Here is a 26,678-nt window from a genome sequence, read left to right as displayed (position 1 = left end):
TCAGTGGCGCGAGCCGGCCAGTTCGCTGCCGGTCGCTGGCTCGGCGTCAGGCTTTGGGCTTTCACGCAGCTCGATGCGCTTGATCGGGCCGACGATCACCAGGTAGCTGAACACCGCCACCAGGGCGTTGGCGCCGACGTACACCAGGGCCCACTTGAACGAACCCGTGGCGCTGATGATGTAGCCGATCACGATTGGCGTGGTGATCGAGGCGATGTTGCCGAAGGTGTTGAACAGCCCGCCCGACAGCCCGGCGATCTGTTTCGGCGAGGTGTCGGCGACCACCGCCCAGCCCAGCGCGCCGATGCCTTTGCCGAAGAACGCCAGGGTCATGAAGCCGACCACCATCCACTCGGCGTCGACGTAGTTGCAGAACACCATGGTGGTCGACAGCAGCAGGCCGCAGACGATCGGCAGCTTGCGCGAGAAGGTCAGCGAGTTGCCGCGGCGCAGCAGCCAGTCGGAGATCACCCCGCCCAGCACACCACCGATGAAGCCGCAGACCGCCGGCAGCGAGGCGATGAAGCCGGCCTTGAGGATGGTCATGCCGCGCTCCTGTACCAGGTACACCGGGAACCAGGTGAGGAAGAAGTAGGTGATGGCGTTGATGCAGTACTGGCCCAGGTACACGCCCAGCAGCATGCGGCTGGTCAGCAGTTGCTTGATGTAGCCCCATTTCGGGCCGTCGTTGCCGCGCTTCTGGTCCATGTCCACCAGCCCGCCATTCTGCTCGATGTGTTCGAGTTCACCTGGGCTGATGCGTGGGTGTTGGCGCGGGTTGTAGATGGTCTTCAGCCACACCATGGAGAACACGATGCCCAGTGCGCCCATCACCACGAACACGTGCTCCCAGCCGAAGCTGAACACGATCCAGCCCATGATCGGTGCGAACAATGCGGTGGCGAAGTACTGCGCCGAGTTGAAGATGGCCGAGGCGGTGCCGCGTTCCTGGGTCGGGAACCAGGCCGCGACGATGCGCGCATTGCCGGGGAACGACGGGGCTTCGGCAAAACCGACCAAAAAGCGCAGGGTGAACAGTGTCACCACCGCCCAGGCCACCGGCAGGCCACCGACAAAGCCCTGCAGCAGGGTGAACAGCGACCAGGTGAAGATGCTGAAGGCGTAGACGTTCTTGGAACCGAAGCGGTCGAGCAGCCAGCCACCAGGAATCTGGCCGGCCACGTATGCCCATCCGAAGGCGGAGAAGATGTAGCCGAGGGTCACGGCATCGATGCCGAGGTCTTTCTGCAGGCTGGAACCCGCGATGGCAATGGTGGCGCGGTCAGCGTAGTTGATCGTGGTCACCAGGAACAGCATGAACAGGATCAGGTAGCGCACATGCGTCTTCTTCGTCGCTTGCATGCTGGTAGTACTCCCACTAGTTATTTTTGTGCGGGCTCACGAATTGTAACCGGAGCGGGGCTGGCCCACTCCGGGTGCGGCATCTGGCAGGCCGCGGGCGGCGCTTACTGCGGGCCCATCTTGTCCATCAGCGCGGCGAGTTTTTCGTACTCGTCGGCGGTGAGGTCGGTAAGCGGAGTACGCACCGGGCCGGCGTCGTAACCGGCGATTTTGGCGCCGGCCTTGACGATGCTCACGGCGTAACCGGCCTTGCGGTTGCGGATGTCCAGGTACGGCAGGAAGAAGTCGTCGATCAGCTTGGCCACGGTGGCGTGGTCGTCACGGGCGATGGCGTTGTAGAAGTCCATGGCGGTCTTCGGCACGAAGTTGAACACGGCGGAGGAGTACACCGGCACGCCCAGGGCCTTGTAGGCGGCCGCATACACCTCGGCGGTCGGCAGGCCACCCAGGTAGCTGAAGCGGTCGCCCAGGCGGCGACGGATCGACACCATCAGCTCGATGTCACCCAGGCCGTCCTTGTAGCCGATCAGGTTCGGGCAGCGCTCGGCCAGTTTTTCCAGCAGGTCGGCGTTCAGGCGGCAGACGTTGCGGTTGTAGACGACTACGCCGATGTTTACCGATTTGCACACGGCTTCGACGTGGGCGGCGACACCTTCCTGGCTGGCTTCGGTCAGGTAGTGCGGCAGCAGCAGCAGGCCCTTGGCACCCAGGCGCTCGGCTTCTTGCGCGTATTCGATGGCCTGGCGGGTGGAGCCACCGACGCCGGCGAGGATGGGGACCGATTTGGCGCAGGTGTCGACGGCGGTCTTGATCACCTGGCTGTATTCGCTGGCAGCCAGCGAGAAGAACTCACCGGTGCCACCGGCGGCGAACAGGGCGCTGGCGCCGTACGGGGCCAGCCATTCCAGGCGCTTGACGTAGCCAGCCGGGTTGAAGTCGCCCTGGGCGTTGAAGTCGGTCACCGGGAAAGACAGCAGGCCGTGGGAGAGGATGGATTTGAGTTCTTGTGGAGTCATTGTTGTGGGCATCCTGTGGCGCTTGGGTGAAGGGTGTTGTTTTGCGTTGGAGGTAAGTTATCGTACAACTTGTACGATGACTAGTCCCTTTGGGAGATTTTTTTGTGGAGGGGCGGAAGGAGTGTTATTGCCTGTGCTGGCCTCTTCGCGGGTAAACCCGCTCCTACACGGACCGCGTCGCGCTTGAAATTTGCGGAGATCCCTGTAGGAGCGGGTTTACCCGCGAAGAGGCCAGAACAGGCGACAACAAGAAATGCATGAGACACAGATGGCAGACTCACTGCGATCAGTCATCGTATCTCTTGGTGGGGTAGGAAAAAAAGATCGCGGAGACAGGCACAAGCCCGCCGCCCGTTTCCACGGGAAGTGTTCTGGGACCAGCAGAGGGTGACCGGGGAAAACGAGGGCGGCCTTGCGCCGCCCCGCGATCAAAGCAGAGGAAACTGGGGTCAGGCAGCGTGCTGGCGCTTGATCTGCGCCTTGCGTACCTGGGCCCGGCAAGCGTCGCCGAAAGCCTGGAAAATCTTGATCGAATCCGGGTTCTTCGCCGCTTGCCACTCCGGGTGCCACTGCACGGCGAACAGGAATGGCGAGATGCTCGGGGCATGGATCGCCTCGACCAGGCCGTCTTCGGCGTGGGCGATGGCCTCGATGCCGGTGCCGAGCTTGTGCAGGCCTTGGCCATGCAGCGAGTTGACGCGAATCTCGTCGGTACCCAGGGTGTCACGCAGCCAGCTGTCCGGCTTGATCTTCACGCCGTGCACCTGGGCGTATTGCACCTCGACCGGGTCTTCCGGGTTTTCCCGGTGGTCGTTGAAGCCTGGCTCGGCGTACACCTTCTGGTAGATGTCGCCACCCAGGGCCACGTTGATTTCCTGCATGCCACGGCAGATGCCGAAGATCGGCAGGCCACGCTTGATCGCGGCCTTGACCAGCGGGATGTCGAACAGGTCGCGGTTCTGGTCCTGGCCTTTGCCGGGGGTCTCGTTTTCCTGGCCGTACAGGGCCGGGTCGATGTTGCTGCCGGCGCCGGTCAGGTACACGCCGTCGGCCATGTCCAGATAGGTCTCGAGGTCTTCGATGCCGCAGCAGGTGGGCACCAGCACCGGGACGCAATCGGAAAACTCGACCAGCGGGGTGATGTATTTGTGGGTCATGACCTGATAGTCATGGCCTTTGCGCTCTTGGCTGCCCATGGTCATCAGGACGACGGGTTTGCGCAGGGAGGGTTGCTTGTTGCCAATGTTGCTGTTGGACATATGTCACCTTGGGACAGGTTCGGCCTGTCGTTGTTGTGCAGGTGCACGGCGCGGGGCCATAGGTGCAACCTGTAGCCCCGAGCACTGCCGGCTCGTCGGAGGCGACGATTCCGGTCGGGGCTTGTAGATAGCTTGCCAGAGCCGTTCGATATGTCAAACGACGGAGCAGGGCTTGATGGCAGGGAATGCGCCGGATTCTGGGGTCTTAAACCGATGCGGGCCTGTAGTGGCGTGGGTTTGGCGGGGGTTAAGGTCAATAATATTTAACGATGCAGTTGGGTCTTTGCAGCGGTGCAATGAAGGTATCGCCTGTTCCGGCTTCTTCGCGGGCATGCCCGCTCCCACAGGTTGATCACCGGTCTCGAAGGCCGAGGTGATCCTGTGGGAGATTGCCCAGCCCTTTGGGCTGCGCTTTCGCGCAGAGAACCAATATCGCTCGTCTGACGCGTCCTTTGTAGGAGCAGCCTTGTGCTGCGAAGAGGCCGGTACAGCCGATAGACAGGCTTTGTCAGCCCCGGCCTCTTCGCAGCACAAGGCTGCTCCTACAGAACCTCGCCGAACCAATGAGTCATGTGTTGTTCTATGAGAGCGGGCGAGCCCGCGAAGAGGCCAGAACAGGTGTCAGTGCAGTATTTGCGCCAGGAACCCCTTGGCCCGCTCGGTACGCGGCTGGTTGAAGAACACCTGCGGCGGGCTGTCTTCAATGATCTGCCCGCCCTCGAGGAACAGCACCCGCTCGGCTACCTGGCGGGCAAAGCCCATTTCGTGGGTGACGCAGAGCATGGTCATACCGGTGCCGGCCAGTTGCACCAGCACATCCAGCACCTCGGCGACCATCTCTGGGTCAAGCGCCGAGGTGGGCTCGTCGAACAGCATGATCCGCGGCTTCATGCACAGCGCCCGGGCAATCGCCACGCGCTGCTGCTGGCCGCCGGACAGCTGGCTGGGGTACTTGTGCGCCTGGCTTTCGATGCCGACCTTGCTCAGATACATGCGCGCCCGCTCCTCGGCGTCCTTGCGCGACAGGCCGCGCACGCTGGTGGGGGCCAGCAGGCAGTTGTCGAGCACGCTCATGTGCGGGAACAGGTTGAAGTGCTGGAACACCATGCCGATGTCGCTGCGCACCTGCGCCGCTTCGCGGGTGGTGGCCGCCAGGTCGATGCCATCCACCTTGATGCTGCCCTGCTGGGCCACTTCCAGGCGGTTGATGCAGCGGATCAGGGTCGACTTGCCCGAGCCGGACGGCCCGCACAGCACGATGCGTTCGCCTTCGCGCACCTGCAGGTCGATGTCGCGCAGCACATGGAACGCGCCGTAGTGCTTGTTCAGGCCTTCGATGCGGATCAGCACCGGGCGTGGGTCGGGTTCGGGGGCAAGGGTGGCAAGGCTCAGTGGTGCGGTCATCTTGTTGTTCTCCCGCAGGGGTTCAGTCGAAACGGGTCGCGCTGTAGGGCGCGGGGTCGGTGAAGGGGCGTTCGCCGGTGACCAGTTCGGCCACCAGCCGGCCGCTGACCGGGCCCAGGGTGAGGCCGTGGTGGGCGTGGCCGAAGTTGAACCACAGCCCTGGGTGGCGCGGCGCCGGGCCGATCACCGGGCGCATGTCGGGCAGGCAGGGGCGGCGGCCCAGCCACGGGGTGTCGTCCAGGCGCTCACCCAGGGCCGGGAACAGCTTGCGCGCCAGGGCTTCGCAACGGCCAAGCTGGATCTGGTTGCCCGGCGCGCTGCTGGCGTCGAACTCGATGCCGGTGGTCAGGCGCACGCCGCGGGCCATCGGCGCCAGCACGTAGCCGCCCTGGGTGTCGCAGATGGAATGCTCCAGTTGCGCACCGTCACGGGTGCTGTAGTGCATGTGGTAGCCACGCTTGATCGCCAGCGGTATCTGGTAGCCAAGGCCGCTGAACAGGTCGGCTGACTGCGGGCCGAGGCAGGCCACTACCTCGTTGGCGGTGATCGGGCCGCGGCGGCTGTCTACCTGCCATTGGCCGTCGACCTGGCGCAGGCTGCGCGCATCGCCATGCAGGAACTGCCCGCCGCGCTGCGTGAACAGGGTGGCGTAGCCGCGGGTGAGGGCGCCGGGGTTGTTCACGGTCTTGGGGTCGAGCCAGTGAATGCCGCCGACCACGCTGGCGTCCAGCTGGTGCTCGCGGGCCTGCAACTGCCCGCATTCGAGGATTTCGAACTGCAGGCCATAACGGCTCAGGCCCTTGGCGTCGGCCTTGGCCTGCTCGAACAGCGCCGGGTCACGGAACACTTCGATCCAGCCTTTGGCCTGCACCAGCCCTTCCAGGCCGGCGGCAGCAATGAATGCGTCGTGCTCTTCGACGCAGCGTTGCACCAGCGGCAGCATATCGGCGGCGGCCCCGGCCAGGCGCCCGGGGGCCGATTGGCGCCAGTAGCGCCACAGCCAGGGGGCGGCCTTGGGCAGGTGCAGCAGGCTGTAGCGCACATCGGGCTGGCGGTTCAAGCCGTAGCGCAGCAGCGCGCCCAGTTGCCGCGGGAAGGCATAGGGGATCACGCTGGAGCGCTCGATCAGCCCGGCGTTGCCGTGGCTGGTGCCGCTGCCCGGTTCGTCGCGGTCGATCAGGATCACCTGGCGCCCGCGGGCCTGCAGGTGCAGCGCGGTGCTGACGCCGACGATGCCGGCGCCGAGGACAAGGGTCTGGCAATGCATGGAACGTATCCTTCGGTCAGTTCAGGTGGCGGCCCAGGCGGGCTTCCAGGTGTTTCAGCAGGCGCCGCACCAGTTCGACGATCAGCAGGTAGAGCACGGCGGCCCACAGGTAGATCTGGAAGTCGAAACTGCGCGAGAAGGCCAGTTTGGTCACGCCCATCAGGTCGTAGATGGTCACCAGCGAGGCGATCGCGCTGGCCTTGATCATCAGGATCAGTTCGTTGCCCAGCGGGCCGATGGCCACCAGCAGCGACTGCGGCAGGATCACCTTGAAAAAGGTGGTCGAGCGCTTCAGGTTCAGCGCCCGCGCCGCCTCATGCTGGCCGGGGGCGACGGCCATCAGGCTGCCGCGGAAGATCTCGGCCTGGTAGGCGGCGGTGTTCAGGGTGAACGCCAGCAGGGTGCAGAACCACGCCTCGCGGAAGAACCACCACAGGCCGACGTCCTGCCAGAAGCCTTTGAGCGAACCCAGGCCGTAATACAGAAGGAACAGCTGGGCCAGCAGCGGCGAGCCGCGGAAGAAGTACACATAGCCGGCGGCCATGCGCTGCAGCAGCAGGCTGCGTGACATGCGCGCCAGGGCCAGCAACAGGCCGAGCACGGCACCCAGGCTGAAGGAAATCGCCACCAGCTTGGCCGTTACCAGCAGGCCATCGAGGAAGCGTGGGCCGTAGCGTTCCAGCAGGTCGGGGTCGAGTACCAGCGCCAGCAGTTGTTCGAAGCTCATGCGCGTGCTCCTTGCAGGTGGCGGTTGCTGCGCCGTTCGATGAAGGCGAACACGCGCCCGGAAATGGCGGCGAACAGCAGGTAGCCCAGGCAGGCCACGCCATAGAAGAACATCGGCTCCTTGGTCACGCTGACGGCCAGGTTGGTCTGGCGCATCAGGTCGACCAGCGAGATGGTGGAGACCAGCGAGGTGTCCTTGAGCAGCGACAGCCAGTTGTTGGACAGGCCGGGCAGGGCGATGCGGGTCAATTGCGGCAGCAGCACCTTGAAGAAGCCGGTGCGCTTGCTCAGGCCCAGCGCCGAGCAGGCTTCCAGCTGGCCCTTGGGCAGGGTCTTGAAGGCTGCCAGCCAGATCTCGCTGGAGAACGCGGCGAACACCAGGCTGAAGGCGATCATCGCGGCGAGGAAGGTATTGATCAGGAACTCACCCTGGTAGCCCATGGCTGCGAGAATTTTCTGTGCGGCGATCTGGCAGCCGTAATAGATGATCAGCAGCGTCAGCAGTTCGGGCAGGCCACGGAACACGGTAGAGAAGGTGGTGGCCCAGGCGCGCGGCAAGCGCTTGCGCGAGCGTGCTGCAAGGGCGACGACCAGGCCCAGCGGCAGGCCGATGGGCAGGCAGGCCAGGGCCAGGGAAACGGTGACCAGCGCGCCGGCCAGCAGCGCCTGGCCCCAGCCTCCACTGGCGAAGGACAGCAAGGATAATTGATCGAGCATGACGAACACCTTGTGTTGACCTCACCGGCCTCATCGCCGGCAAGCCAGCTCCCACAGGTACACCGCTGTTCTTCAGGTCAGTGAGCAACCTGTGGGAGCTGGCTTGCCGGCGATAGGGCCCGGTCAGGCAATGAGGGCTTGAAGATCAGTTGTAGATATCGAAAGCGAAGTACTTGCTGGCGATCTTCTGGTAGGTGCCGTTGGCCACGATCTGTTGCAGCGCGGTGTTCAGGCGCTGGCGCAGGGCTTCGTCGTCCTTGCGCACGGCAATGGCGGCATCGGCCTTGGTGTCGGCCACGTCGCCGAGGATCTTGCAGCAGTCCCCGCCGTTCTTGGTCATCCACTCGTTCAGTGGGAATTTGTCGGCAATTACGCCATCCAGGCGGCCCGCGGCCAGGTCGGCGTTGGCTTCGTCCATGGTCGGGTACAGCTTCACATCCGCACCGGCCTTGGCGTAGACGTCTTCGGCGTAGATGGCCTGGGTGGAGGACGACTGGGCGCCAACGGTGTAGCCGTCGAAGTTGGTCTGGGCGTCGGTGATCTTGCTGTCCTTGGCCACGGCGACAGTCAGCGGGGTGCGGTAGTAGTGGTCGGTGAAGGCGATTTTCTTGCGCCGTTCTTCGGTATTGATCATCGACGCGACCACTGCGTCGTACTTGCGTGCCATCAGCGCCGGGATGATGCCTTCCCAGTCCTGGGCCACCAGCGTGCACTCGACTTTCATCTGCTCGCACAGGGCGTGGGTGATGTCGACGTCGAAGCCGTGCAACTGGTTATTGGCGTCGACATAGTTGAAGGGCGGGTAGGCGCCCTCGGTGGCGAAGCGCAGGGTTTCGGCACTGGCGGCACCCGACAGCAGCAGGGCGCACGCACCCACCAAGGCCATGGTCTTTTTCATCTCGCACCTCATTGCACTCTTGCTATTGTTGTTTTCCCGTCGACCACGAGGTGTAGCCGACGAATTCGTTATGTAGAGCGGCAGTTGCTTCCAAGCGTTTTTCAACATCCGGCCCGAGCTTCTTGCAGACCTCGTTGACCATCAGGTGCACCCACGACAGCATGGTCGAGGTGGACTCCCAGAACAGGTTGAACTCGGTGGGGATGCGGAACACCTCGTCGGCGTTGGCATCGGCCCAGTCACAGAAGGTGTCGGTCACCAGCGTGACCGCTATGCCAGCCTCGCGCGCCTTCTGGCACAACAGCAGGGCATGGCGGGAATAACGGCGGGCTTCGAACACCACCAGGGCGCTGTCTTCGGCGCGGCCCAGCAATACTTCGCCAAAGTGCCCGGCACTCATATCCACCAGCTGCACGCCATCGCGCAGGTACTGCAGCAGGTGGCTCATGCACATGGCGATGCCGCGCTCGGTCTGGAAGCCGGCGATGAACACCCGCTGCCTGCTTGCCAGGCGCTGCGCGACGCTGTGCCAGGCGCTGCTCTGGCGATACTCGTGCACGCGCACCAGGGCGGCGATTTCCAACTCCAGGCTGCCGGCGTTGTCACTGGCGTCCTGGTTCTGGCGGTAATCTTGCAGGCGGTCACCCACCAGCCACGGGCCATCGCCCAGGTCGTTCTGCAGGTCTTGCTTCAACGCCTTGAGATGGGCATAACCCAATGAGCGGCAGAAACGGCCGACGCTGGATTCGCTGACGCCCAGCTTGACGGCAATGCTGGCCGAGGTCTGGAACGGCAGTTCATGCAGGTTGGCGAGCATGTAGGTAGCGATCTTGCGGCCCGAAGCAGCGGCCCCTTCGAGGCTGTTTTCCAGGCGTTGCTTGATCGGTTGGCTCATGCTGCGGCTCCAGGGGTAAGGCTTGCGAAAGAAAATGGCTGTTTTCTGTCATCAAGTCAACATTTGACAGATAGCTGTCACATGCAGGAAAGTTTTTGTCGTTGCAACGCTGTAGCCATTCCAATTCCAACAAGGAGCTTCAGATGTCCGCACCTTCCACCAGCACCGTCGTGCGTGTGCCTTTTACCGAGCTGCAGGGCCTGTTGCAGAGCATTTTCCAGCGCCATGGCTGCAGCGAAAGCGTGGCCCGGGTGCTGGCCCACAACTGCGCCAGCGCCCAGCGCGATGGTGCCCATAGCCATGGGGTGTTCCGCATGCCCGGCTATGTTTCGACATTGGCCAGCGGCTGGGTCGATGGCCAGGCCACGCCGAAGGTCAGCGACGTGGCGCCCGGTTATGTTCGCGTCGATGCCGCAGGCGGCTTCGCCCAGCCGGCGCTGGCGGCGGCCCGTGAACTTCTGGTGGCGAAGGCACGCAACGCGGGCATCGCCGTGCTGGCGATCCACAACTCGCACCACTTCGCCGCGCTGTGGCCGGATGTGGAGCCTTTCGCCGACGAAGGCCTGGTAGCCCTGAGCGTGGTCAACAGCATGACCTGCGTGGTGCCGCACGGCGCCCGCAAGCCGCTGTTCGGCACCAACCCCATCGCCTTTGCCGCACCTTGCGCCGAACATGACCCGATCGTCTTCGACATGGCCACCAGCGCCATGGCCCATGGCGACGTGCAGATTGCCGCACGTGCTGGCCAGCAATTGCCGCAGGGCATGGGGGTGGATGCCAATGGTGAGCCGACAACCGACCCCAAGGCGATTCTGGAAGGCGGCGCGTTGCTGCCATTTGGCGGGCACAAGGGCTCGGCCTTGTCGATGATGGTCGAGTTGCTGGCGGCGGCGCTGACCGGCGGGAATTTTTCCTGGGAGTTCGACTGGTCGGGGCACCCGGGGGCGAAGACGCCGTGGACCGGGCAGTTGATCATCGTCATCGACCCGAACAAGGCCGAGGGCGAGCGGTTTGCCCAGCGCAGCCGCGAGCTGGTCGAGCAGATGCAGGCGGTGGGGCTGACGCGCATGCCGGGCGAGCGGCGTTACCGCGAGCGCGAGGTGGCCGAGGAGGAGGGGGTGGCGGTGACCGAGCAGGAGTTGCAAGGCCTGAAAGAATTGCTTGGCTGACCCGGCCTCTTCGCGGGTAAACCCGCTCCCACAGGGTTATCACAGGCTTCGAAAATTGTGCATGACCTGTGGGAGCGGGTTTACCCGCGAAGAATCCAGCACCAATCCTCAGCCATGCAATGTTGCATAGACAACCTTGCACAATAGTTGATGTTCCTGAGCCCGCACTCCGGGTATGCTCAGGGCTGCCTTTTCGAACTGTCCTGATCCAAGGAGCTGCACGCTGTGTTCAAACATGTCGATGCCTATGCCGGCGACCCGATCCTCTCGTTGATGGAAACCTTCAAGGCCGACCCGCGCGCCGACAAGGTCAACCTGAGTATCGGCCTGTACTACGATGAGGCCGGCGTGGTGCCGCAGCTGGCGGCTGTGGATGCGGTGGAGAAACGCATCGCCGGCCAGGACCACGAAGCCTCTCTGTACCTGCCGATGGAAGGCCTGGCCAGCTACCGCCAGGCGATCCAGGCGCTGCTGTTCGGTGCCGATCACCCGGCTGTTACCGGCGGGCGCGTGGCCACCGTGCAGACCGTAGGCGGTTCCGGCGCCCTCAAAGTCGGCGCCGACTTCCTCAAACGCTACTTCCCGCAGTCCGAAGTCTGGGTCAGCAACCCGACCTGGGACAACCACCGCGCCATCTTCGAAGGCGCCGGCTTCAAGGTGCACACCTACCCGTACTTCGACCAGGCCACCCGTGGCGTGGACTTCGACGGCATGCTGGCCACCCTGCAGACCCTGCCGGCCAACAGCGTGGTGCTGCTGCACCCGTGCTGCCACAACCCCACCGGTGCCGACCTGGAACAGCACCAGTGGCAACAGGTGGTTGAAGTGGTCAAGGCACGCCAACTGATCCCGTTCCTCGACATCGCCTACCAGGGCTTCGCCGAAGGCCTGGTGGAAGACGCCTACGCCATCCGCGAAATGGCCCGCGCCGGCGTGCCGTGCCTGGTCAGCAACTCGTTCTCGAAGATCTTCTCGCTGTACGGCGAGCGTGTCGGCGGCCTGTCGGTGGTCTGCGACGATGAAGCCACTGCCCAGAGCGTGCTCGGCCAGCTGAAGGCTACCGTGCGCCGCAACTACTCCAGCCCGCCCAACTTCGGCGCCCAGCTGGTCGCTGGCGTGCTCGGCGATGCCGCCCTCAATGCCCAGTGGGCCGAGGAAGTCGAAGTGATGCGCAAACGTATCCTCGACATGCGCCAGGCGCTGGTCGATGCCTTGGCCGTGCTGCTGCCAGGCCAGGACTTCCAGTTCTTCCTGCGCCAGCGCGGCATGTTCAGCTACACCGGCTTCAGCGTCGAGCAGGTGCGCCGCCTGCGTGACGAGTTCGGCGTGTACCTGATCGACAGCGGCCGCGTATGCATGTCCGGCCTGCGCCCGGCCAACCTGCAACGGGTTGCCGAAGCCTTCGCCGCCGTCCAGAAGTAACACCGTACCAGGCCGCTTCTGTGGGGCGCGGCCTTTGTAGGAGCGGCCTTGTGTCGCGAAAGGGCCGCAAAGCGGCCCCGGCAATATTCGCGGCGAAGCTGCAAACGTTGGGGGCGCTGCGCGCCCCTTTCGCGACACAAGGCCGCTCCTGCACCTGTCAAATCCCTCCTGCAGCCCACGGGCACAACCCGCTTGTAAAGACAAGTGCAACCGCTCCTCGGAAAAGGGCTTCGCAAGTGCAACCTTTCCGTGCACAATCGCGCTCCCTTTTTCGGTTGAGTTGGGCGAAACGTCTATTTCGCCATTCTCAGCCTGTTGCAGTCTTGCGAGTGGAGCTTCACCCGGAATGAATGAGCAGGCCCCAAGCGTTGAACAACGCTTTGCAGAATCGACCCCCGCCACCCTCGGCAGCTGGTCGCGTCACGACACCACCTGGATGCTGGGCCTGTTCGGCACAGCGATCGGCGCCGGAACCCTGTTCCTGCCGATCAACGCCGGCCTTGGCGGCTTCTGGCCGTTGCTGATCCTGGCCATGCTGGCCTTCCCGATGACCTATTTCGCTCACCGCGGGCTGACCCGTTTCGTCCTTTCCGGGCGCAATGACGGCGATATCACCGAAGTGGTCAAGGAGCACTTCGGCATTACCGCCGGCGCCTCGATCACCGTGCTGTACTTCTTCGCGATCTTCCCGATCCTGCTTATCTATAGCGTGGCGCTGACCAACACCGTGTCCAGCTTCATGGAGCACCAGCTGCACATGCAGCCGCCGCCACGGGCCATCCTGTCGTTCGTGCTGATCCTCGGCCTGCTGGCCATCGTGCGCTGCGGGGAGCAGGCCACGGTCAAGGTCATGAGCCTGCTGGTCTACCCGTTCATCGTCGCCCTGGCATTGCTGGGCCTGTACCTGGTGCCGCACTGGACCGGTGGCATTCTCGACAGCGCCACCCAGGTACCACCGGCCTCGGCCTTCCTGCACACCCTGTGGCTGGCGATTCCGGTGATGGTGTTCTCGTTCAACCACTCGCCGATCATCTCCGCCTTTGCCGTCGACCAGAAGCGCCGCTACGGCGAGCATGCCGATGAGCGTAGCGGCCAGATCCTGCGCCGTGCCCACCTGCTGATGGTGGTGATGGTGCTGTTCTTCGTGTTCAGCTGCGTGCTCACCCTGAGCAGCGCCCAGCTGGCCGAGGCCAAGGCGCAGAACCTGTCGATCCTGTCGTACCTGGCCAACCACTTCAGCAACCCGACCATCGCGTTCGCTGCACCGCTGATCGCCTTCGTGGCCATTGCCAAGTCGTTCCTCGGTCACTACATCGGCGCCAGCGAAGGCCTGAAGGGCATCATCACCAAGGCCGGTGCACGCCCGGCGGCCAAGACCCTGGACCGGGTGGTTGCCGCGCTGATGCTGGTGGTGTGCTGGATTGTCGCCACCCTCAACCCGAGCATCCTCGGCATGATCGAGTCGCTCGGTGGCCCCATCCTCGCGGTGTTGCTGTTCCTGATGCCGATGTACGCCATTCGCCGCGTGCCATCCATGCGCAAGTACAGCGGTGCTGCCTCCAACGTGTTCGTGGTAGTCGTCGGCCTGGTTGCGCTGACCTCGGTGGTATACGGCCTGCTGGGCTGATACGCCATCCGCAAAAGTAATGCCCGGGGCGCTTGTAGCCACCCGGGCATTTTTTTTGTCCACAAGAATTGTCCGGTAATAGAACAATTTCACTGCCCCCATAGGCACCCGGCCGCCTTCATGCTTAACTCAGTGTCCTTTTCAAACCCGCATAAGGATTTCGTCATGGCTCAAGTGACTCTCAAAGGCAACCCGGTTCAGGTCAACGGCGAGCTGCCGAAAGCCGGCGCCCAGGCTCCGGCTTTCTCCCTGGTAGGTGAAGGCCTGGCTGACAAGTCGCTGACTGACTACGCCGGCAAGCGCAAGGTGCTGAACATCTTCCCGAGCGTCGACACCCCGACCTGCGCTACCTCCGTGCGCAAGTTCAATGCCCAGGCCAACGATGTGGCCAACACCGTGGTGCTGTGCATCTCCGCCGACCTGCCGTTCGCCCAGGCACGCTTCTGCGGCGCCGAAGGCCTGGACAACGTGAAGAACCTGTCGACCCTGCGTGGCCGCGAGTTCCTCGAAAACTACGGCGTGGCCATCGCCGATGGCCCGCTGGCCGGCCTGGCTGCCCGTGCCGTGGTGGTGCTGGACGAAAACGACAAGGTGCTGCACAGCGAGCTGGTTGGCGAAATCGCTGATGAGCCGAACTACGATGCAGCGCTGGCTGTACTGAAGTAAGAGTTGTGTGGGGCAGGGCGGGCGTCGATCGCCTGTACCGGCCTCTTCGCGGGTAAACCCGCTCCCACCGGTACTGCACAATGCTTCAGGACTGCGCGGTACCTATGTAGGAGCAGCCTTGTGCTGCGAAGAGGGCATTACTGCCACAGAGTCTCTTTTGCCGTGCCGGCCCCTTCGCAGCACAAGGCTGCTCCTACAGGTAGTGCACTGCACCTGTGGGAGCGGGTTTACCCGCGAAGGGGCCGGCACAGGCAACCGAAACCTTTCAGCCCGCCACCGCTCAAGCAACACCCTGTAAACGGCCCGGAACGCTTTCCGGGCCGTTTTCATTTAAAGTTCAACCCCTTGGCAACGTCAGGCAAAGGTAAACCTCTGGTAAAGGCGCTTTGCTAAAACGATGCCAGTGCTTATCGTTCATTCTCCCCAAGCCGTCATTCCGAACAAGGTTCGTTCAACCCATGCAAGTGTCCAATTCCCGCTCCCCTCGTCGCTGGCTCGTCGGCCTGCTGATCCTGCTGCTGGTGGCTGCACTGGCCTGGTGGCTGTGGCCCGCGGCGACGCCTGCGCATAAAGAAGCCGGTGGCGGGCGCGGCGGCAAGGGCATGGGCATGATGGGCGGTCGCCCGGGCTTCGGCGGCTCCAGCGACCCGGTGCCGGTGCGCGTCGAGCCGGTGCGGGTGGGCGACTTCCCGCTGTACTACAAGGCCCTGGGCACAGTCACCGCGACCAACACCGTCAACGTGCGCAGCCGCGTGGCTGGCGAGCTGGTCAAGATCCACTTCAAGGAAGGCCAGCAGGTCAAGGCCGGCGACCTGCTCGCCGAAATCGACCCGCGTCCGTATCGCATTGCCCTGCAGCAGGCCGAGGGCACCCTGGCGCAGAACCAGGCGCAACTGAAGAACGCCCAGGTCGACCTGGCCCGCTATAAAGGCCTGTACGCCGAAGACAGCATCGCCAAGCAAACCCTCGACACCGCCGAAGCGCAGGTGGCACAGTTCCAGGGGCTGGTGAAGACCAACCAGGCGCAGGTCAACGACGCCCGCCTGAACCTCGATTTCACCCAGATCCGCGCGCCGATCAACGGCCGCGTAGGCCTGCGCCAGCTCGACCTGGGCAACCTGGTGGCGGCCAACGACACCACCGCGCTGGTGGTGATCACCCAGACCGAGCCGATCAGTGTTGCCTTCACCCTGCCGGAAACCGAGTTGAGCACCGTGCTGGAGCGCTACCGCAGCGGCGCCAGCCTGCCGGTCGAAGCCTGGGACCGCAGTGACAGCAAGCTGCAGTCCACCGGCGTGCTGGGCAGCATCGACAACCAGATCGACACCACCACCGGCACGCTCAAGTTCAAGGGCCGCTTCGAGAACAAGGACCTGGCCCTGTTCCCCAACCAGTTCGTCAACGTGCGCCTGCTGGCCGACACCCTCAAGCAGGTGACCATGGCCCCGGCGGCGGCCATCCAGTTCGGCAATGACGGCTCCTTCGCCTACGTGGTCAATGACCAGAACACGGTCAACATCCGCAAGCTCAAGGTCGGCGCCAGCGACGGCGAGAACAGCGTCATTCTCGAGGGCCTCAAGGCCGGCGACCGCCTGGTGCTGGAAGGCACCGACCGCCTGCGCGAAGGCACCAAGGTGGAAGTTGTCGAAGACAGCTCGCAGGTGCCGACCACCCCGGGCCAGCACCTGCAAGGCCAGGAAGCCAAGGGTTCGGCAAGCACTGGCGATGTGCAGCCCGGTGAAGCACAGCCTGGTAGCGCAGCAGGCAAGGCGGGCGCATGAACCTCTCGCGTCTGTTCATTCTGCGGCCGGTTGCCACCACGCTGAGCATGCTGGCCATCGTCCTGGCCGGCCTGATCGCCTACAAGCTGCTGCCGGTTTCCGCATTGCCGCAGGTGGATTACCCGACCATCCGGGTCATGACCCTGTACCCAGGCGCCAGCCCGCAGGTCATGACCAGCGCGGTTACCGCGCCGCTCGAACGTCAGTTCGGCCAGATGCCAGGCCTGGAGCAGATGGCCTCGACCAGCTCCGGCGGCGCCTCGGTGCTGACCTTGCGCTTCAACCTCGACATGAACATGGACGTTGCAGAGCAACAGGTGCAGGCCGCGATCAACGCCGCCAGCAACCTGCTGCCCAGCGACCTTCCGGCGCCGCCGGTGTACAACAAGGTCAACCCGGCCGACACCCCGGTGCTGACCCTGGCCATCTCCAGCAAGACCATGCCGCTGCCCAAGCTCAACGACCTGGTCGATACCCGTGTGGCACAGAAGCTCGCACAGATCAGCGGTGTGGGCATGGTCAGCATCGCCGGTGGCCAGCGCCAGGCGGTGCGGATCAAAGTCAACGTCGATGCCCTGGCCGCCAACGGCCTGAACCTGGAGGACGTACGCACCCTGATCGGCGCTTCCAACGTCAATCAGCCCAAGGGCAACTTCGACGGCCCGACCCGGGTGTCGATGCTCGACGCCAACGACCAGCTGCGTTCCCCTGAGGAATACGCCAACCTGATCCTGGCCTACAACAATGGCGCGCCTCTGCGTCTGAAGGATGTTGCAGAAATCGTCGACGGCGCCGAAAACGAGCGCCTCGCTGCCTGGGCCAACGAAAACCACGCCGTGCTGCTGAACATCCAGCGCCAGCCGGGCGCCAACGTCATCGAAGTGGTCGACCGCATCAAGGCCCTGCTGCCGTCGATCACCGACAACCTGCCGGCCGGCCTCGATGTGTCGGTGCTCACCGACCGCACCCAGACCATCCGCGCCGCGGTCAAGGACGTGCAGCACGAACTGCTGATCGCCATCGCCCTGGTGGTGATGGTCACGTTCGTCTTCCTGCGCCGTTTCAGCGCCACACTCATCCCGTCGATCGCCGTGCCGTTGTCGCTGATCGGCACCTTCGGCGTGATGTACCTGGCCGGTTTCTCGGTCAACAACCTGACCCTGATGGCCCTGACCATCGCCACCGGTTTCGTGGTCGACGACGCCATCGTCATGCTGGAGAACATCTCCCGGCACATCGAGGAGGGCGAGACGCCCATGCAGGCGGCGCTCAAGGGCGCCCGGCAAATCGGCTTCACCCTGATCTCGCTGACCTTCTCGCTGATCGCGGTACTGATCCCGCTGCTGTTCATGGCCGATGTGGTCGGCCGCCTGTTCCGCGAGTTCGCCATCACCCTGGCGGTGGCCATCCTGATTTCCCTGGTGGTATCGCTGACCCTCACGCCGATGATGTGCGCGCGCCTGCTCAAGCGCGAGCCCAAGGAAGAGGAACAGGGCCGGTTCTACCGCGCCAGTGGCGCCTGGATCGACTGGCTGATCAGGCACTACGGCAGCGCCCTGCAGTGGGTGCTCAAGCGCCAGCCGTTGACGCTGCTGGTGGCCGTGGCCAGCCTGGCGCTCACCGTATTCCTGTACATGGTGGTGCCCAAGGGCTTCTTCCCGGTACAGGACACCGGGGTGATCCAGGGCATTTCCGAAGCGCCGCAGTCCACCTCGTTCGCCGCCATGAGCGAACGCCAGCAGGCCCTGAGCAAGGTGATCCTGCAGGACCCGGCGGTGCAGAGCCTGTCGTCCTACATTGGTGTCGATGGCGACAACGCCACGCTCAACAGCGGCCGCCTGCTGATCAACCTCAAACCCCATGGCGAGCGTGATGTCACTGCCAGCGAGGTGATCAACCGCCTGCAGCCGCAAGTCGATCGGCTGGTGGGCATCCGCCTGTTCATGCAGCCGGTGCAGGACCTGAGCATCGAGGACCGGGTCAGCCGGACCCAGTACCAGTTCAGCCTCTCGTCGCCCGACGCCGACCTGCTGGCGCAGTGGAGCGGCAAGCTGGTGCAGGCGCTGCAGCAGCGCCCCGAACTGGCCGACGTGGCCAGCGACCTGCAGGACAAGGGCCTGCAGGTGTACCTGGTGATCGACCGCGACATGGCCGGCCGCCTGGGCATCAGCGTGTCGCAAATCACCAACGCCCTGTATGACGCCTTCGGCCAGCGTCAGATCTCGACCATCTACACCCAGGCCAGCCAGTACCGCGTGGTGCTGCAGTCGCAGGATGCGGCGGTGATCGGCCCACAGGCGCTGGAGTCGATCCACGTCAAGGCCACCGATGGCGGCCAGGTGCGCCTGTCGGCGCTGGCGCGCATCGAGCAGCGCCAGGCCCAGCTGGCCATTTCCCACATCGGTCAGTTCCCGGCGGTGACCTTGTCGTTCAACCTGGCCCACGGCGCTTCGCTGGGCAAGGCGGTGCGGGTGATCGAGCAGGTGCAGAAGGACATCGGCATGCCGCTGGGCGTGCAGACCCGCTTCCAGGGTGCGGCGGAGGCCTTCCAGGCATCGCTGTCGAGCACCTTGCTGTTGATCCTGGCGGCGGTGGTGACCATGTACATCGTGCTGGGCGTGCTGTACGAGAGCTACATCCACCCGGTGACCATTCTTTCGACCCTGCCGTCGGCAGCGGTCGGCGCCTTGCTGGCCTTGCTCATCAGCGGCAACGACCTGGGCATGATCGCCATCATCGGCATCATCCTGCTGATCGGCATCGTCAAGAAGAACGCGATCATGATGATCGACTTCGCCCTCGAGGCCGAGCGCCAGCAGGGCATGAGCCCGCGCGATGCCATCTACCAGGCGGCGCTGCTGCGCTTCCGGCCGATCCTGATGACTACCCTGGCCGCGCTGTTCGGCGCGGTGCCGCTGATGCTCGCCACCGGTTCCGGTGCCGAGCTGCGCCAGCCGCTGGGCCTGGTGATGGTCGGCGGGTTGCTGGTCAGCCAGGTGCTGACGCTGTTCACCACCCCGGTCATCTACCTGTACTTCGACCGCCTGGCCCGCCGCTGGCGCCCGGCCACTGACGTGAAGCAGGCCGAGGCATGAACCTGTCCGGTCCTTTCATCCGTCGCCCGGTTGCGACGATGCTGTTGAGCCTGGCGATCATGCTGCTGGGCGGGGTCAGCTTCGGCCTGCTGCCGGTGGCACCGCTGCCACAGATGGACTTCCCGGTAATCGTGGTGTCGGCCAACCTGTCAGGCGCCAGCCCGGAAGTCATGGCCTCCACCGTGGCCACGCCGCTGGAGCGCAAGCTTGGCAGCATTGCCGGCGTGACCACCCTGACCAGCAGCTCCAACCAGGGCTCCACACGGGTGATCATCGGCTTCGAGATGGGCCGCGACATCGACGGTGCGGCGCGCGAGGTGCAGGCGGCGATCAACGCCACCCGCAACCTGTTGCCCAGTGGTATGCGCAGCATGCCCACCTACAAGAAGATCAACCCGTCGCAGGCACCGATCATGGTGCTGTCGCTGACTTCGGACGTGCTGCAGAAGGGCCAGCTGTACGACCTGGCCGACACCATCCTGTCGCAGAGCCTGGCCCAGGTGCCCGGGGTAGGGGAGGTGCAGATCGGCGGCAGTTCGCTGCCGGCGGTGCGCATTGCCGTCGAGCCGCAATTGCTCAACCAGTACGGCCTGTCGCTGGATGAAGTACGTACTGCCGTGTCCAACGCCAACCAGCGCCGGCCGATGGGCTTTGTCGAGGACGCCGAGCGCAACTGGCAGGTGCGCGCCAATGACCAGCTGGAAAGCGCCAAGGACTACGAGCCGCTGGTGATCCGCCAGCAGAACGGCACCATCCTGCGCCTTTCCGACGTGGCGACCATCACCGACGGCGTCGAGAACCGCTACAACAGCGGCTTCTTCAATGACCAGAGCGCGGTGCTGCTGGTGGTCAACCGCCAGACAGGCGCCAACATCATTGAAACGGTCGACCAGATCAAGGCGCAGTTGCCGGCCCTGCAGTCGCTGCTGCCGGCCAGCGTGGAACTGAACGTGGCCATGGACCGTTCGCCAGTGATCAAGGCAACCCTCAAGGAAGCCGAGCACACCCTGCTGATCGCCGTGGTGCTGGTGATCCTGGTGGTCTACCTGTTCCTCGGCAGCCTGCGTGCTTCGCTGATCCCCAGCCTGGCGGTGCCGGTCTCACTGGTGGGCACCTTCGCGGTCATGTACCTGTGCGGGTTCTCGCTCAACAACCTGTCGCTGATGGCGCTGATCCTCGCCACCGGCCTGGTGGTGGACGATGCCATCGTGGTGCTGGAGAACATCTCCCGGCACATCGAGGACGGCCAACCGCCTATGAAAGCGGCCTTCCTGGGCGCCAAAGAAGTGGGTTTCACCTTGCTGTCGATGAACGTGTCGCTGGTGGCGGTATTCGTCTCCATCCTGTTCATGGGTGGCATCGTGCGCAACCTGTTCCAGGAGTTCTCCATCACCCTGGCGGCGGCGATCATCGTGTCGCTGGTGGTGTCGCTGACCCTCACGCCGATGCTGTGCGCCCGCTGGCTCAAACCGCACCAGGCCGAGCCGACACGTCTGCAGCGCTGGAGCGAACACTTGCACCAGCGCATGGTCGATGCCTATGACCGCAGCCTGGGCTGGGCCTTGCGCCACAAACGCCTGACGCTGATCAGCCTGCTGGCCACCATCGGCATCAACATCGCCCTGTACGTGGTGGTGCCGAAAACGCTGATGCCGCAGCAGGATACCGGCCAGCTGATAGGCTTCATCCGTGGCGACGATGGCCTGTCGTTCAGCGTCATGCAACCGAAAATGGAAATCTACCGCCGCGCCTTGCTGGCCGACCCGGCAGTGCAGAGCGTTGCCGGCTTCATCGGTGGCAACAGCGGCACCAACAATGCCTTTGTGCTGGTGCGCCTGAAGCCGATCAGCGAGCGCAAGCTCGACGCCCAGAAGGTGATCGAACGCCTGCGCAAGGAAATGCCCAAGGTACCCGGCGGGCGGCTGTTCCTGATGGCCGACCAGGACCTGCAACTGGGCGGTGGTGGCCGTGACCAGACCTCTTCGCAGTACCTGTACTCCCTGCAGAGCGGAGACCTGGCGGCCCTGCGCGAATGGTTCCCGAAAGTGGTGGCGGCGCTGCGTGCACTGCCGCAACTGACTGCCATCGACGCCCGCGACGGTGCCGGCACCCAGCAGGTGACCCTGGTGGTCGACCGCGACCAGGCCAAGCGCCTGGGCATCGACATGGACATGGTCACCTCGGTGCTGAACAACGCCTATAGCCAGCGGCAGATATCCACCATCTACGACAGCCTCAACCAGTACCAGGTAGTGCTCGAGATCAACCCGAAGTACGCCTGGGACCCAAGCACCCTCGAGCAGGTGCAGGTGATTACCGCCGACGGTGCCCGCGTACCGCTGTCGACCATCGCCCACTACGAGAACAGCCTGGCCAACGACCGGGTCAGCCACGAAGGCCAGTTCGCCGCCGAAAGCATCGCCTTCGACGTCGCCGAAGGCTACAGCCCCGACCAGGCCATGGCGGCGCTGGAGCGTGCGGTGGCCAAGCTGGGCTTGCCCGAGGAAGTGATTGCCAAGCTTGGTGGTACCGCCGATGCCTTCGCCAAGACCCAGGAAGGCCAGCCGCTGATGATTCTTGGCGCGCTGGTGCTGGTCTACCTGGTGCTGGGCATTCTCTACGAAAGCTACATTCACCCGCTGACCATCCTCTCGACACTGCCCTCGGCCGGCGTCGGTGCCCTGCTGGCGCTGTACGCCACCGGCGGCGAGTTCAGCCTGATCTCGCTGCTGGGGCTGTTCCTGCTGATCGGCGTGGTGAAGAAGAACGCCATCCTGATGATCGACCTGGCCTTGCAGCTGGAGCGCCACCAGGGCCTGACACCGGAAGAGTCGATCCGCCGGGCCTGCCTGCTGCGCCTGCGGCCGATCCTGATGACGACCCTGGCGGCCATCCTCGGTGCCTTGCCGCTGCTGCTGAGCCGCGCCGAAGGCGCGGAAATGCGCCAGCCACTGGGCCTGACCATCATTGGCGGCCTGGTGTTCAGCCAGGTCCTCACTCTTTACACGACACCGGTGGTCTACCTGTACCTGGACCGCCTGCGTCACCGTTTCAACCGTTGGCGTGGCGTGCGCACCGACGCCGCCCTGGAAACCCCGCTATGACTTTTGCCCAGACCCCACTTCACCGCGCCCTGCAGACGCTGACCCGTGGGCGTGGCTCGCGCCTGCTCGGCGCCGGGTTGTGCGTCGCCTTGCTCAGCGCCTGCACCCTGAGCCCGGACTACCACCGCCCGGAGCTGAGCAGCACGGCGCAGTTCAAGCACGCCGAAGGCTGGACCCAGGCCACGCCGTCCGATGCCATCGCCCGCGGCGCCTGGTGGGAAATCTACGGCGATGCCGGGCTCAATGCACTGGTCGAAGAGCTCAACCGCAGCAACCAGACCGTGGCCCAATCGGAGGCCCAGTATCGCCAGGCCCAGGCGCTGGTGCGCAGCAGCCGGGCGGCGCTGTTCCCCAGCCTGGACCTGAGCGTCGGCAAGACCCGCTCGGCCCAGGGTACCGGCAGCTCCAGCTCGAGCCTGTCCAACAACAGCAGTGGCATTCGCAACACCTACAATGCCCAGCTCGGCGTCAGCTGGGAAATCGACCTGTGGGGCAAGCTGCGCGAGACCCTGAACGCCAACGAAGCCAGTGCCGAAGCCAGTCTGGCCGACCTGGCCTCGATCCGCCTCAGCCAGCAGTCGGAACTGGTGCAGAACTACCTGCAGTTGCGGGTGATCGACGAGCAGAAACGCCTGTTGGAAGCCACCGTGGCAGCGTATGAACGTTCCCTGCGGATGAACGAAAACCAGTATCGCGCTGGCGTCGCCGGCCCTGATGCAGTGGCCCAGGCGCGTACCCAGCTCAAGAGCACCCAGGCCGACCTGATCGACCTGGTCTGGCAGCGCGCACAGTTCGAGAATGCCATTGCCGTGTTGCTGGGCAAGACCCCGGCGGACTTCGCCCTGGCCGACAGCAAATCCATTCCGGCGCTGCCGCAAATTCCGGTGGCCTTGCCTTCGCAGTTGCTGGAGCGACGCCCGGACATCGCTGCGGCCGAGCGCAACGTGATGGCTGCCAACGCCAACATCGGCGTGTCGCGGGCGGCGTACTTTCCGGACCTGAGCCTGAGCATGAGTGGCGGTTACTCCAGCAGCAGCTTCAGCAACTGGATCGAACTGCCCAACCGCTACTGGTCGGTGGGCCCGCAGCTGGCGCTGACCTTGTTCGACGCCGGCAAGCGCAGTGCCGAGGTGGACCGCACGGTGGCGGTGTATGACCAGACCGTGGCGCAGTACCGCCAGACCGTGCTCGACGGCTTCAAGGAAGTGGAAAACCTGCTGGTGCAGTTGAAGGTGTATGGCGATGAGGCGGTGGTGCGCCAGGAGGCACTGGATGCCGCTCGCGAGTCGCTGCGCCTGACCGAGAACCAGTACCGCGCCGGGCTGATCGGCTACCTGGATGTGGTCAACGTGCAGACCACGGCGCTGAGCAACGAGCGCAGTGTGTTGAACCTGCTGCAAGGGCGCCTGGTGGCCAGCGTGCAGCTGGTTGCCGCGCTGGGTGGTGGTTGGGATTCGGAACAGGCGTTTGCCGAGCAGGACTGAAATATTGGCAGTGCTTTGTGGGAGCGGCCTTGTGTCGCGAAAGGGCCGCAAAGCGGCCCCAGGTTCTCGGCACAATGGCTGATATTGCTGGGGCTGCTTCACAGCCCTTTCGCGACACAAGGCCGCTCCCACAAAAGAGAGTGCATTTCTGCGAGGCCGTATAGCGTCTTCCCTTTGGATCCATTCCCATTCGCAAAAACCCCGTGCGTTTCGCCTGACCTTGAGTACAATCGTCAGCTTTTTCCGGGCCTCCCGCCCCGCTGGAACTCTCGATGCTGATCGGTAGCTACTCCTCTTCGCTGGTGTTGATTTCGCTGTGCGTGGCGATTCTGGCGTCCTATACCGCCCTTGACCTGACCGGCCGCATCGCCACGGCCAAAGGCCGGGCTGCCTGCCTGTGGATGGGGGGGGGCGCGTTGGCCATGGGCATCGGCGTGTGGTCGATGCACTTCATCGGCATGCTCGCCTTCAGCCTGCCCATCGACCTGGGCTACGACCTTGCCCTGACCGCGTTCTCGCTGCTGATTGCCGTGTTGTCCTCGGGCTTTGCCCTGTGGCTGGTCAGCCAGCCGAGCCTGCCGTGGCAGCAATTGGCATTTGGCGCTCTGATCATGGGCACCGGCATTGCCTGCATGCACTACACCGGTATGGCCGCGCTGCGCATGCTGCCGGGCATCGACTATGACCCGACGCTGTTCGGGGCCTCGCTGCTGATTGCCGTGGCCGCCTCGGCAGCGGCGTTGTGGATCGCCTTCCGGCTGCGTGCGCATACTCCTTATGTGAGGCAGATTCGCGGCCTGGCGGCAGTGGTGATGGGCTTTGCCATCGTTGGCATGCACTACACCGGCATGGCCGCGGCGAATTTCCCCGAAGGCAGCTTCTGCGGTGCGCTGGCAGCGGGAGGCCTGCAAGGCGACGGCCTGGTCTACCTGGTGCTGATCACCACGCTGGCGGTACTGGCGGTAGCCTTGCTCACCTCGGTACTGGATGCCCGCCTGGAGGCACGCACCGCCGAGCTGGCCCGTTCGCTGACCCTGGCCAACCAGGAACTTACCCAGCTGGCCCTGCACGACACGCTCACCGACCTGCCCAACCGTACGTTGCTGGCCGACCGCATCGAGCAGGCCATTGCCAAGGTAGCGGAGCAGGGCGGCTACTTTGCCCTGATGTTCATCGACCTGGACGGCTTCAAGCCAGTCAACGATGCTTTCGGCCACCACATCGGCGACTTGCTGCTCAAGGCCGTGGCGGCGCGCCTGCGCGGGCACCTGCACAGCCAGGACACGCTGGCGCGCATCGGCGGCGACGAATTCGTGCTGCTGGTGGAACTGCGCGAGCCGAACGATGCCATGGATGTGGCGGTCAAGCAGGTCAACCTGGTGTCACGGCCATTCCGCGTGGCCGAGCATGACCTGCAGCTGACAGCGAGCCTGGGCATCGTCCTGTACCCGGGCAATGGCCTGGACCAGCATGAGCTGCTGCGCAATGCCGACGCTGCCATGTATCACGCCAAGAGCGCCGGCAAGAATGGCTACAGCTTCTTCGACGCGTCGATGAACAGCAACGCTCGCCAGCAATTGCAGCTACTGCAGGACCTGCGCCAGGCCCTGGAGCAGCGCCAGTTCCGCCTGCACTACCAGCCCAAGTTCGACGCCCAGAATTGCCAACCGATCGGTGCCGAGGCGTTGCTGCGCTGGGAGCACCCGCAGCAGGGCCTGTTGCTGCCCGACCGTTTCATCGGCCTGGCAGAAAAGACCGGCCTGATCATCCCCATTGGCGAATGGGTGCTCATCGAGGCCTGCCGGCAGATGCGCCAGTGGCTGGACCAGGGGCACCACGGCTGGCGCATGGCGGTGAACCTGTCGGCCATCCAGTTCTGCCATGCCGGGCTGGTCGAGAGCGTGGCCCGAGCCCTGCAGCAGAACAGCCTGCCGGCCAACTGCCTGACCCTGGAAATTACCGAAACCACCGCCATGCACGACGCCGATGCCAGCCTGACGGTGCTGCAACGGCTGTCCGACATGGGCGTGGACCTGTCTATCGATGACTTCGGCACCGGCTATTCCAGCCTGATGTACCTCAAGCGCCTGCCGGCCAACGAGCTGAAGATCGACCGCGGTTTCGTGCGCGACCTGGAGCAGGACAGCGATGATGCGGCGATCGTTTCGGCAATCGTGGCGCTGGGCCAGGCGCTGGGGCTGCGCATCGTTGCCGAAGGGGTGGAGACTGACAGGCAGCAGGACTTCCTGACCCGCCTGGGCTGCGATTCGCTGCAAGGCTACCTGCTGGGCCAGCCGGTGCCGGCCGAGCAGTTCATGGGCAAGTTGCAGGCCATGCGCCAGGAAAGTACCGCAGTGGGCTAGACTGCGTCGCGCAGGGTGAAGGCGGGCATGAAAGTATCCATCTCCGCCTCGACGGCCTCGATGATGCGCTCTACGTCGGCGGCGGCCATGATTGCCGAGCAGGGGATGCCGGCAATCGCCAGCAGGGTTTCACCGGTGGCGCGGTCGAACAGCCGCGCGACCATGCTGCGTGGCGCATCCATGCTGGCTTCGAAGCCCAGCGGGTGGAAATGCCAGCGCATCACCTGGCAGGCGTTGGGGAACGTCATCTTGTTCATGCCAGCCTCCTTGTTCGTACCTGGACGTGGTGAGCGGGTGGCCACATCGATGCGGCCGCCGGGAAAGTAACCATAGCACCTGTCACGCACTATTCTCGGCGGCCAATAAGACAAATTCACTGATGCATGACAGAGGTCACATCTTTGTCATGGACGGCATTTTGCG

The 26,678-nt window shown here is 64.3% G+C and carries 19 protein-coding genes; 9 read left to right on the top strand and 10 right to left on the bottom strand.

The window, feature by feature from the left end; genetic code table 11:
• The 9 genes from M1D87_RS15835 to M1D87_RS15795 form a co-directional block, all read right to left on the bottom strand.
• Positions 1 to 1,362 (bottom strand): MFS transporter, encoded by a 1,362-nt coding sequence (locus tag M1D87_RS15835; RefSeq protein WP_075044995.1) that lies wholly within the window; start codon positions 1,360 to 1,362, stop codon positions 1 to 3.
• A gap of 104 nt (positions 1,363 to 1,466) precedes the next feature.
• Positions 1,467 to 2,378, bottom strand: coding sequence for a 5-dehydro-4-deoxyglucarate dehydratase (gene kdgD, locus M1D87_RS15830; protein WP_039615340.1), 912 nt, complete (start codon positions 2,376 to 2,378; stop codon positions 1,467 to 1,469).
• Positions 2,379 to 2,827: 449 nt separating this feature from the next.
• Entirely contained in the window at positions 2,828 to 3,637 is an 810-nt protein-coding gene (locus tag M1D87_RS15825) for a gamma-glutamyl-gamma-aminobutyrate hydrolase family protein (RefSeq protein WP_013972989.1), read from the bottom strand.
• Positions 3,638 to 4,258: 621 nt separating this feature from the next.
• Positions 4,259 to 5,041, bottom strand: coding sequence for an amino acid ABC transporter ATP-binding protein (locus tag M1D87_RS15820; protein ID WP_013972988.1), 783 nt, complete (start codon positions 5,039 to 5,041; stop codon positions 4,259 to 4,261).
• Between the two features lie 22 nt (positions 5,042 to 5,063).
• Positions 5,064 to 6,308 carry an NAD(P)/FAD-dependent oxidoreductase gene (locus M1D87_RS15815; protein ID WP_013972987.1) on the bottom strand — a complete coding sequence of 415 codons (1,245 nt, stop codon included), beginning with the start codon at positions 6,306 to 6,308 and terminating at the stop codon, positions 5,064 to 5,066.
• A 16-nt stretch (positions 6,309 to 6,324) separates the two neighbouring features.
• Positions 6,325 to 7,035: an ABC transporter permease gene (locus M1D87_RS15810; protein ID WP_004376258.1), complete on the bottom strand. Its 711-nt coding sequence runs from the start codon at positions 7,033 to 7,035 to the stop codon at positions 6,325 to 6,327.
• Positions 7,032 to 7,751 carry an ABC transporter permease gene (locus tag M1D87_RS15805; protein WP_004376260.1) on the bottom strand — a complete coding sequence of 240 codons (720 nt, stop codon included), beginning with the start codon at positions 7,749 to 7,751 and terminating at the stop codon, positions 7,032 to 7,034. The genes M1D87_RS15810 and M1D87_RS15805 overlap by 4 nt, the downstream gene beginning before the upstream one ends.
• A gap of 145 nt (positions 7,752 to 7,896) precedes the next feature.
• The gene (locus M1D87_RS15800) at positions 7,897 to 8,649 is read right to left on the bottom strand and encodes a transporter substrate-binding domain-containing protein (RefSeq protein ID WP_004376261.1); all 753 of its coding nucleotides are present in this window, start codon (positions 8,647 to 8,649) and stop codon (positions 7,897 to 7,899) included.
• A gap of 22 nt (positions 8,650 to 8,671) precedes the next feature.
• Positions 8,672 to 9,544, bottom strand: a complete 873-nt coding sequence (locus tag M1D87_RS15795) for a MurR/RpiR family transcriptional regulator (protein WP_123084848.1) — start codon at positions 9,542 to 9,544, stop codon at positions 8,672 to 8,674.
• 143 nt (positions 9,545 to 9,687) lie between these two features.
• Between M1D87_RS15795 and M1D87_RS15790 the strand changes: the two genes are divergently transcribed.
• The 9 genes from M1D87_RS15790 (at position 9,688) to M1D87_RS15750 (ending at position 26,255) form a co-directional block, all read left to right on the top strand.
• Complete coding sequence (locus M1D87_RS15790; protein ID WP_024087284.1) at positions 9,688 to 10,713, top strand: Ldh family oxidoreductase; 1,026 nt, start codon at positions 9,688 to 9,690, stop codon at positions 10,711 to 10,713.
• Between the two features lie 225 nt (positions 10,714 to 10,938).
• Positions 10,939 to 12,135 carry an amino acid aminotransferase gene (locus tag M1D87_RS15785; protein WP_015270691.1) on the top strand — a complete coding sequence of 399 codons (1,197 nt, stop codon included), beginning with the start codon at positions 10,939 to 10,941 and terminating at the stop codon, positions 12,133 to 12,135.
• 346 nt (positions 12,136 to 12,481) lie between these two features.
• Positions 12,482 to 13,762, top strand: coding sequence for a serine/threonine transporter (locus tag M1D87_RS15780; protein ID WP_013972981.1), 1,281 nt, complete (start codon positions 12,482 to 12,484; stop codon positions 13,760 to 13,762).
• Positions 13,763 to 13,927: 165 nt separating this feature from the next.
• Entirely contained in the window at positions 13,928 to 14,428 is a 501-nt protein-coding gene (gene tpx, locus M1D87_RS15775; RefSeq protein WP_039614183.1) for a thiol peroxidase, read from the top strand.
• A 458-nt stretch (positions 14,429 to 14,886) separates the two neighbouring features.
• A complete protein-coding gene (locus tag M1D87_RS15770) occupies positions 14,887 to 16,209 on the top strand; it encodes an MdtA/MuxA family multidrug efflux RND transporter periplasmic adaptor subunit (protein ID WP_123084847.1) in 1,323 nt (440 codons plus the stop codon).
• On the top strand, positions 16,206 to 19,304 hold the full coding sequence (locus M1D87_RS15765) for an MdtB/MuxB family multidrug efflux RND transporter permease subunit (RefSeq protein WP_123084846.1): 3,099 nt from the start codon (positions 16,206 to 16,208) through the stop codon (positions 19,302 to 19,304). Before M1D87_RS15770 ends, M1D87_RS15765 begins: the two co-directional genes overlap by 4 nt.
• Complete coding sequence (locus tag M1D87_RS15760; protein WP_123084845.1) at positions 19,301 to 22,408, top strand: efflux RND transporter permease subunit; 3,108 nt, start codon at positions 19,301 to 19,303, stop codon at positions 22,406 to 22,408. Before M1D87_RS15765 ends, M1D87_RS15760 begins: the two co-directional genes overlap by 4 nt.
• Positions 22,405 to 23,892 carry an efflux transporter outer membrane subunit gene (locus tag M1D87_RS15755; RefSeq protein WP_123084844.1) on the top strand — a complete coding sequence of 496 codons (1,488 nt, stop codon included), beginning with the start codon at positions 22,405 to 22,407 and terminating at the stop codon, positions 23,890 to 23,892. The genes M1D87_RS15760 and M1D87_RS15755 overlap by 4 nt, the downstream gene beginning before the upstream one ends.
• 272 nt (positions 23,893 to 24,164) lie before the next feature.
• Positions 24,165 to 26,255 (top strand): putative bifunctional diguanylate cyclase/phosphodiesterase, encoded by a 2,091-nt coding sequence (locus M1D87_RS15750; protein ID WP_123084843.1) that lies wholly within the window; start codon positions 24,165 to 24,167, stop codon positions 26,253 to 26,255.
• On the opposite strand, the gene M1D87_RS15745 is transcribed toward M1D87_RS15750, so the two are convergent.
• Positions 26,252 to 26,512, bottom strand: a complete 261-nt coding sequence (locus M1D87_RS15745) for a DUF1652 domain-containing protein (protein ID WP_013972974.1) — start codon at positions 26,510 to 26,512, stop codon at positions 26,252 to 26,254. The genes M1D87_RS15750 and M1D87_RS15745 overlap by 4 nt on opposite strands.
• Positions 26,513 to 26,678: the final 166 nt, after the last annotated feature.

It is taken from the genome of Pseudomonas sp. SA233, assembly GCF_054792385.1.
This window is presented reverse-complemented; position numbering and strand designations above follow the sequence as displayed.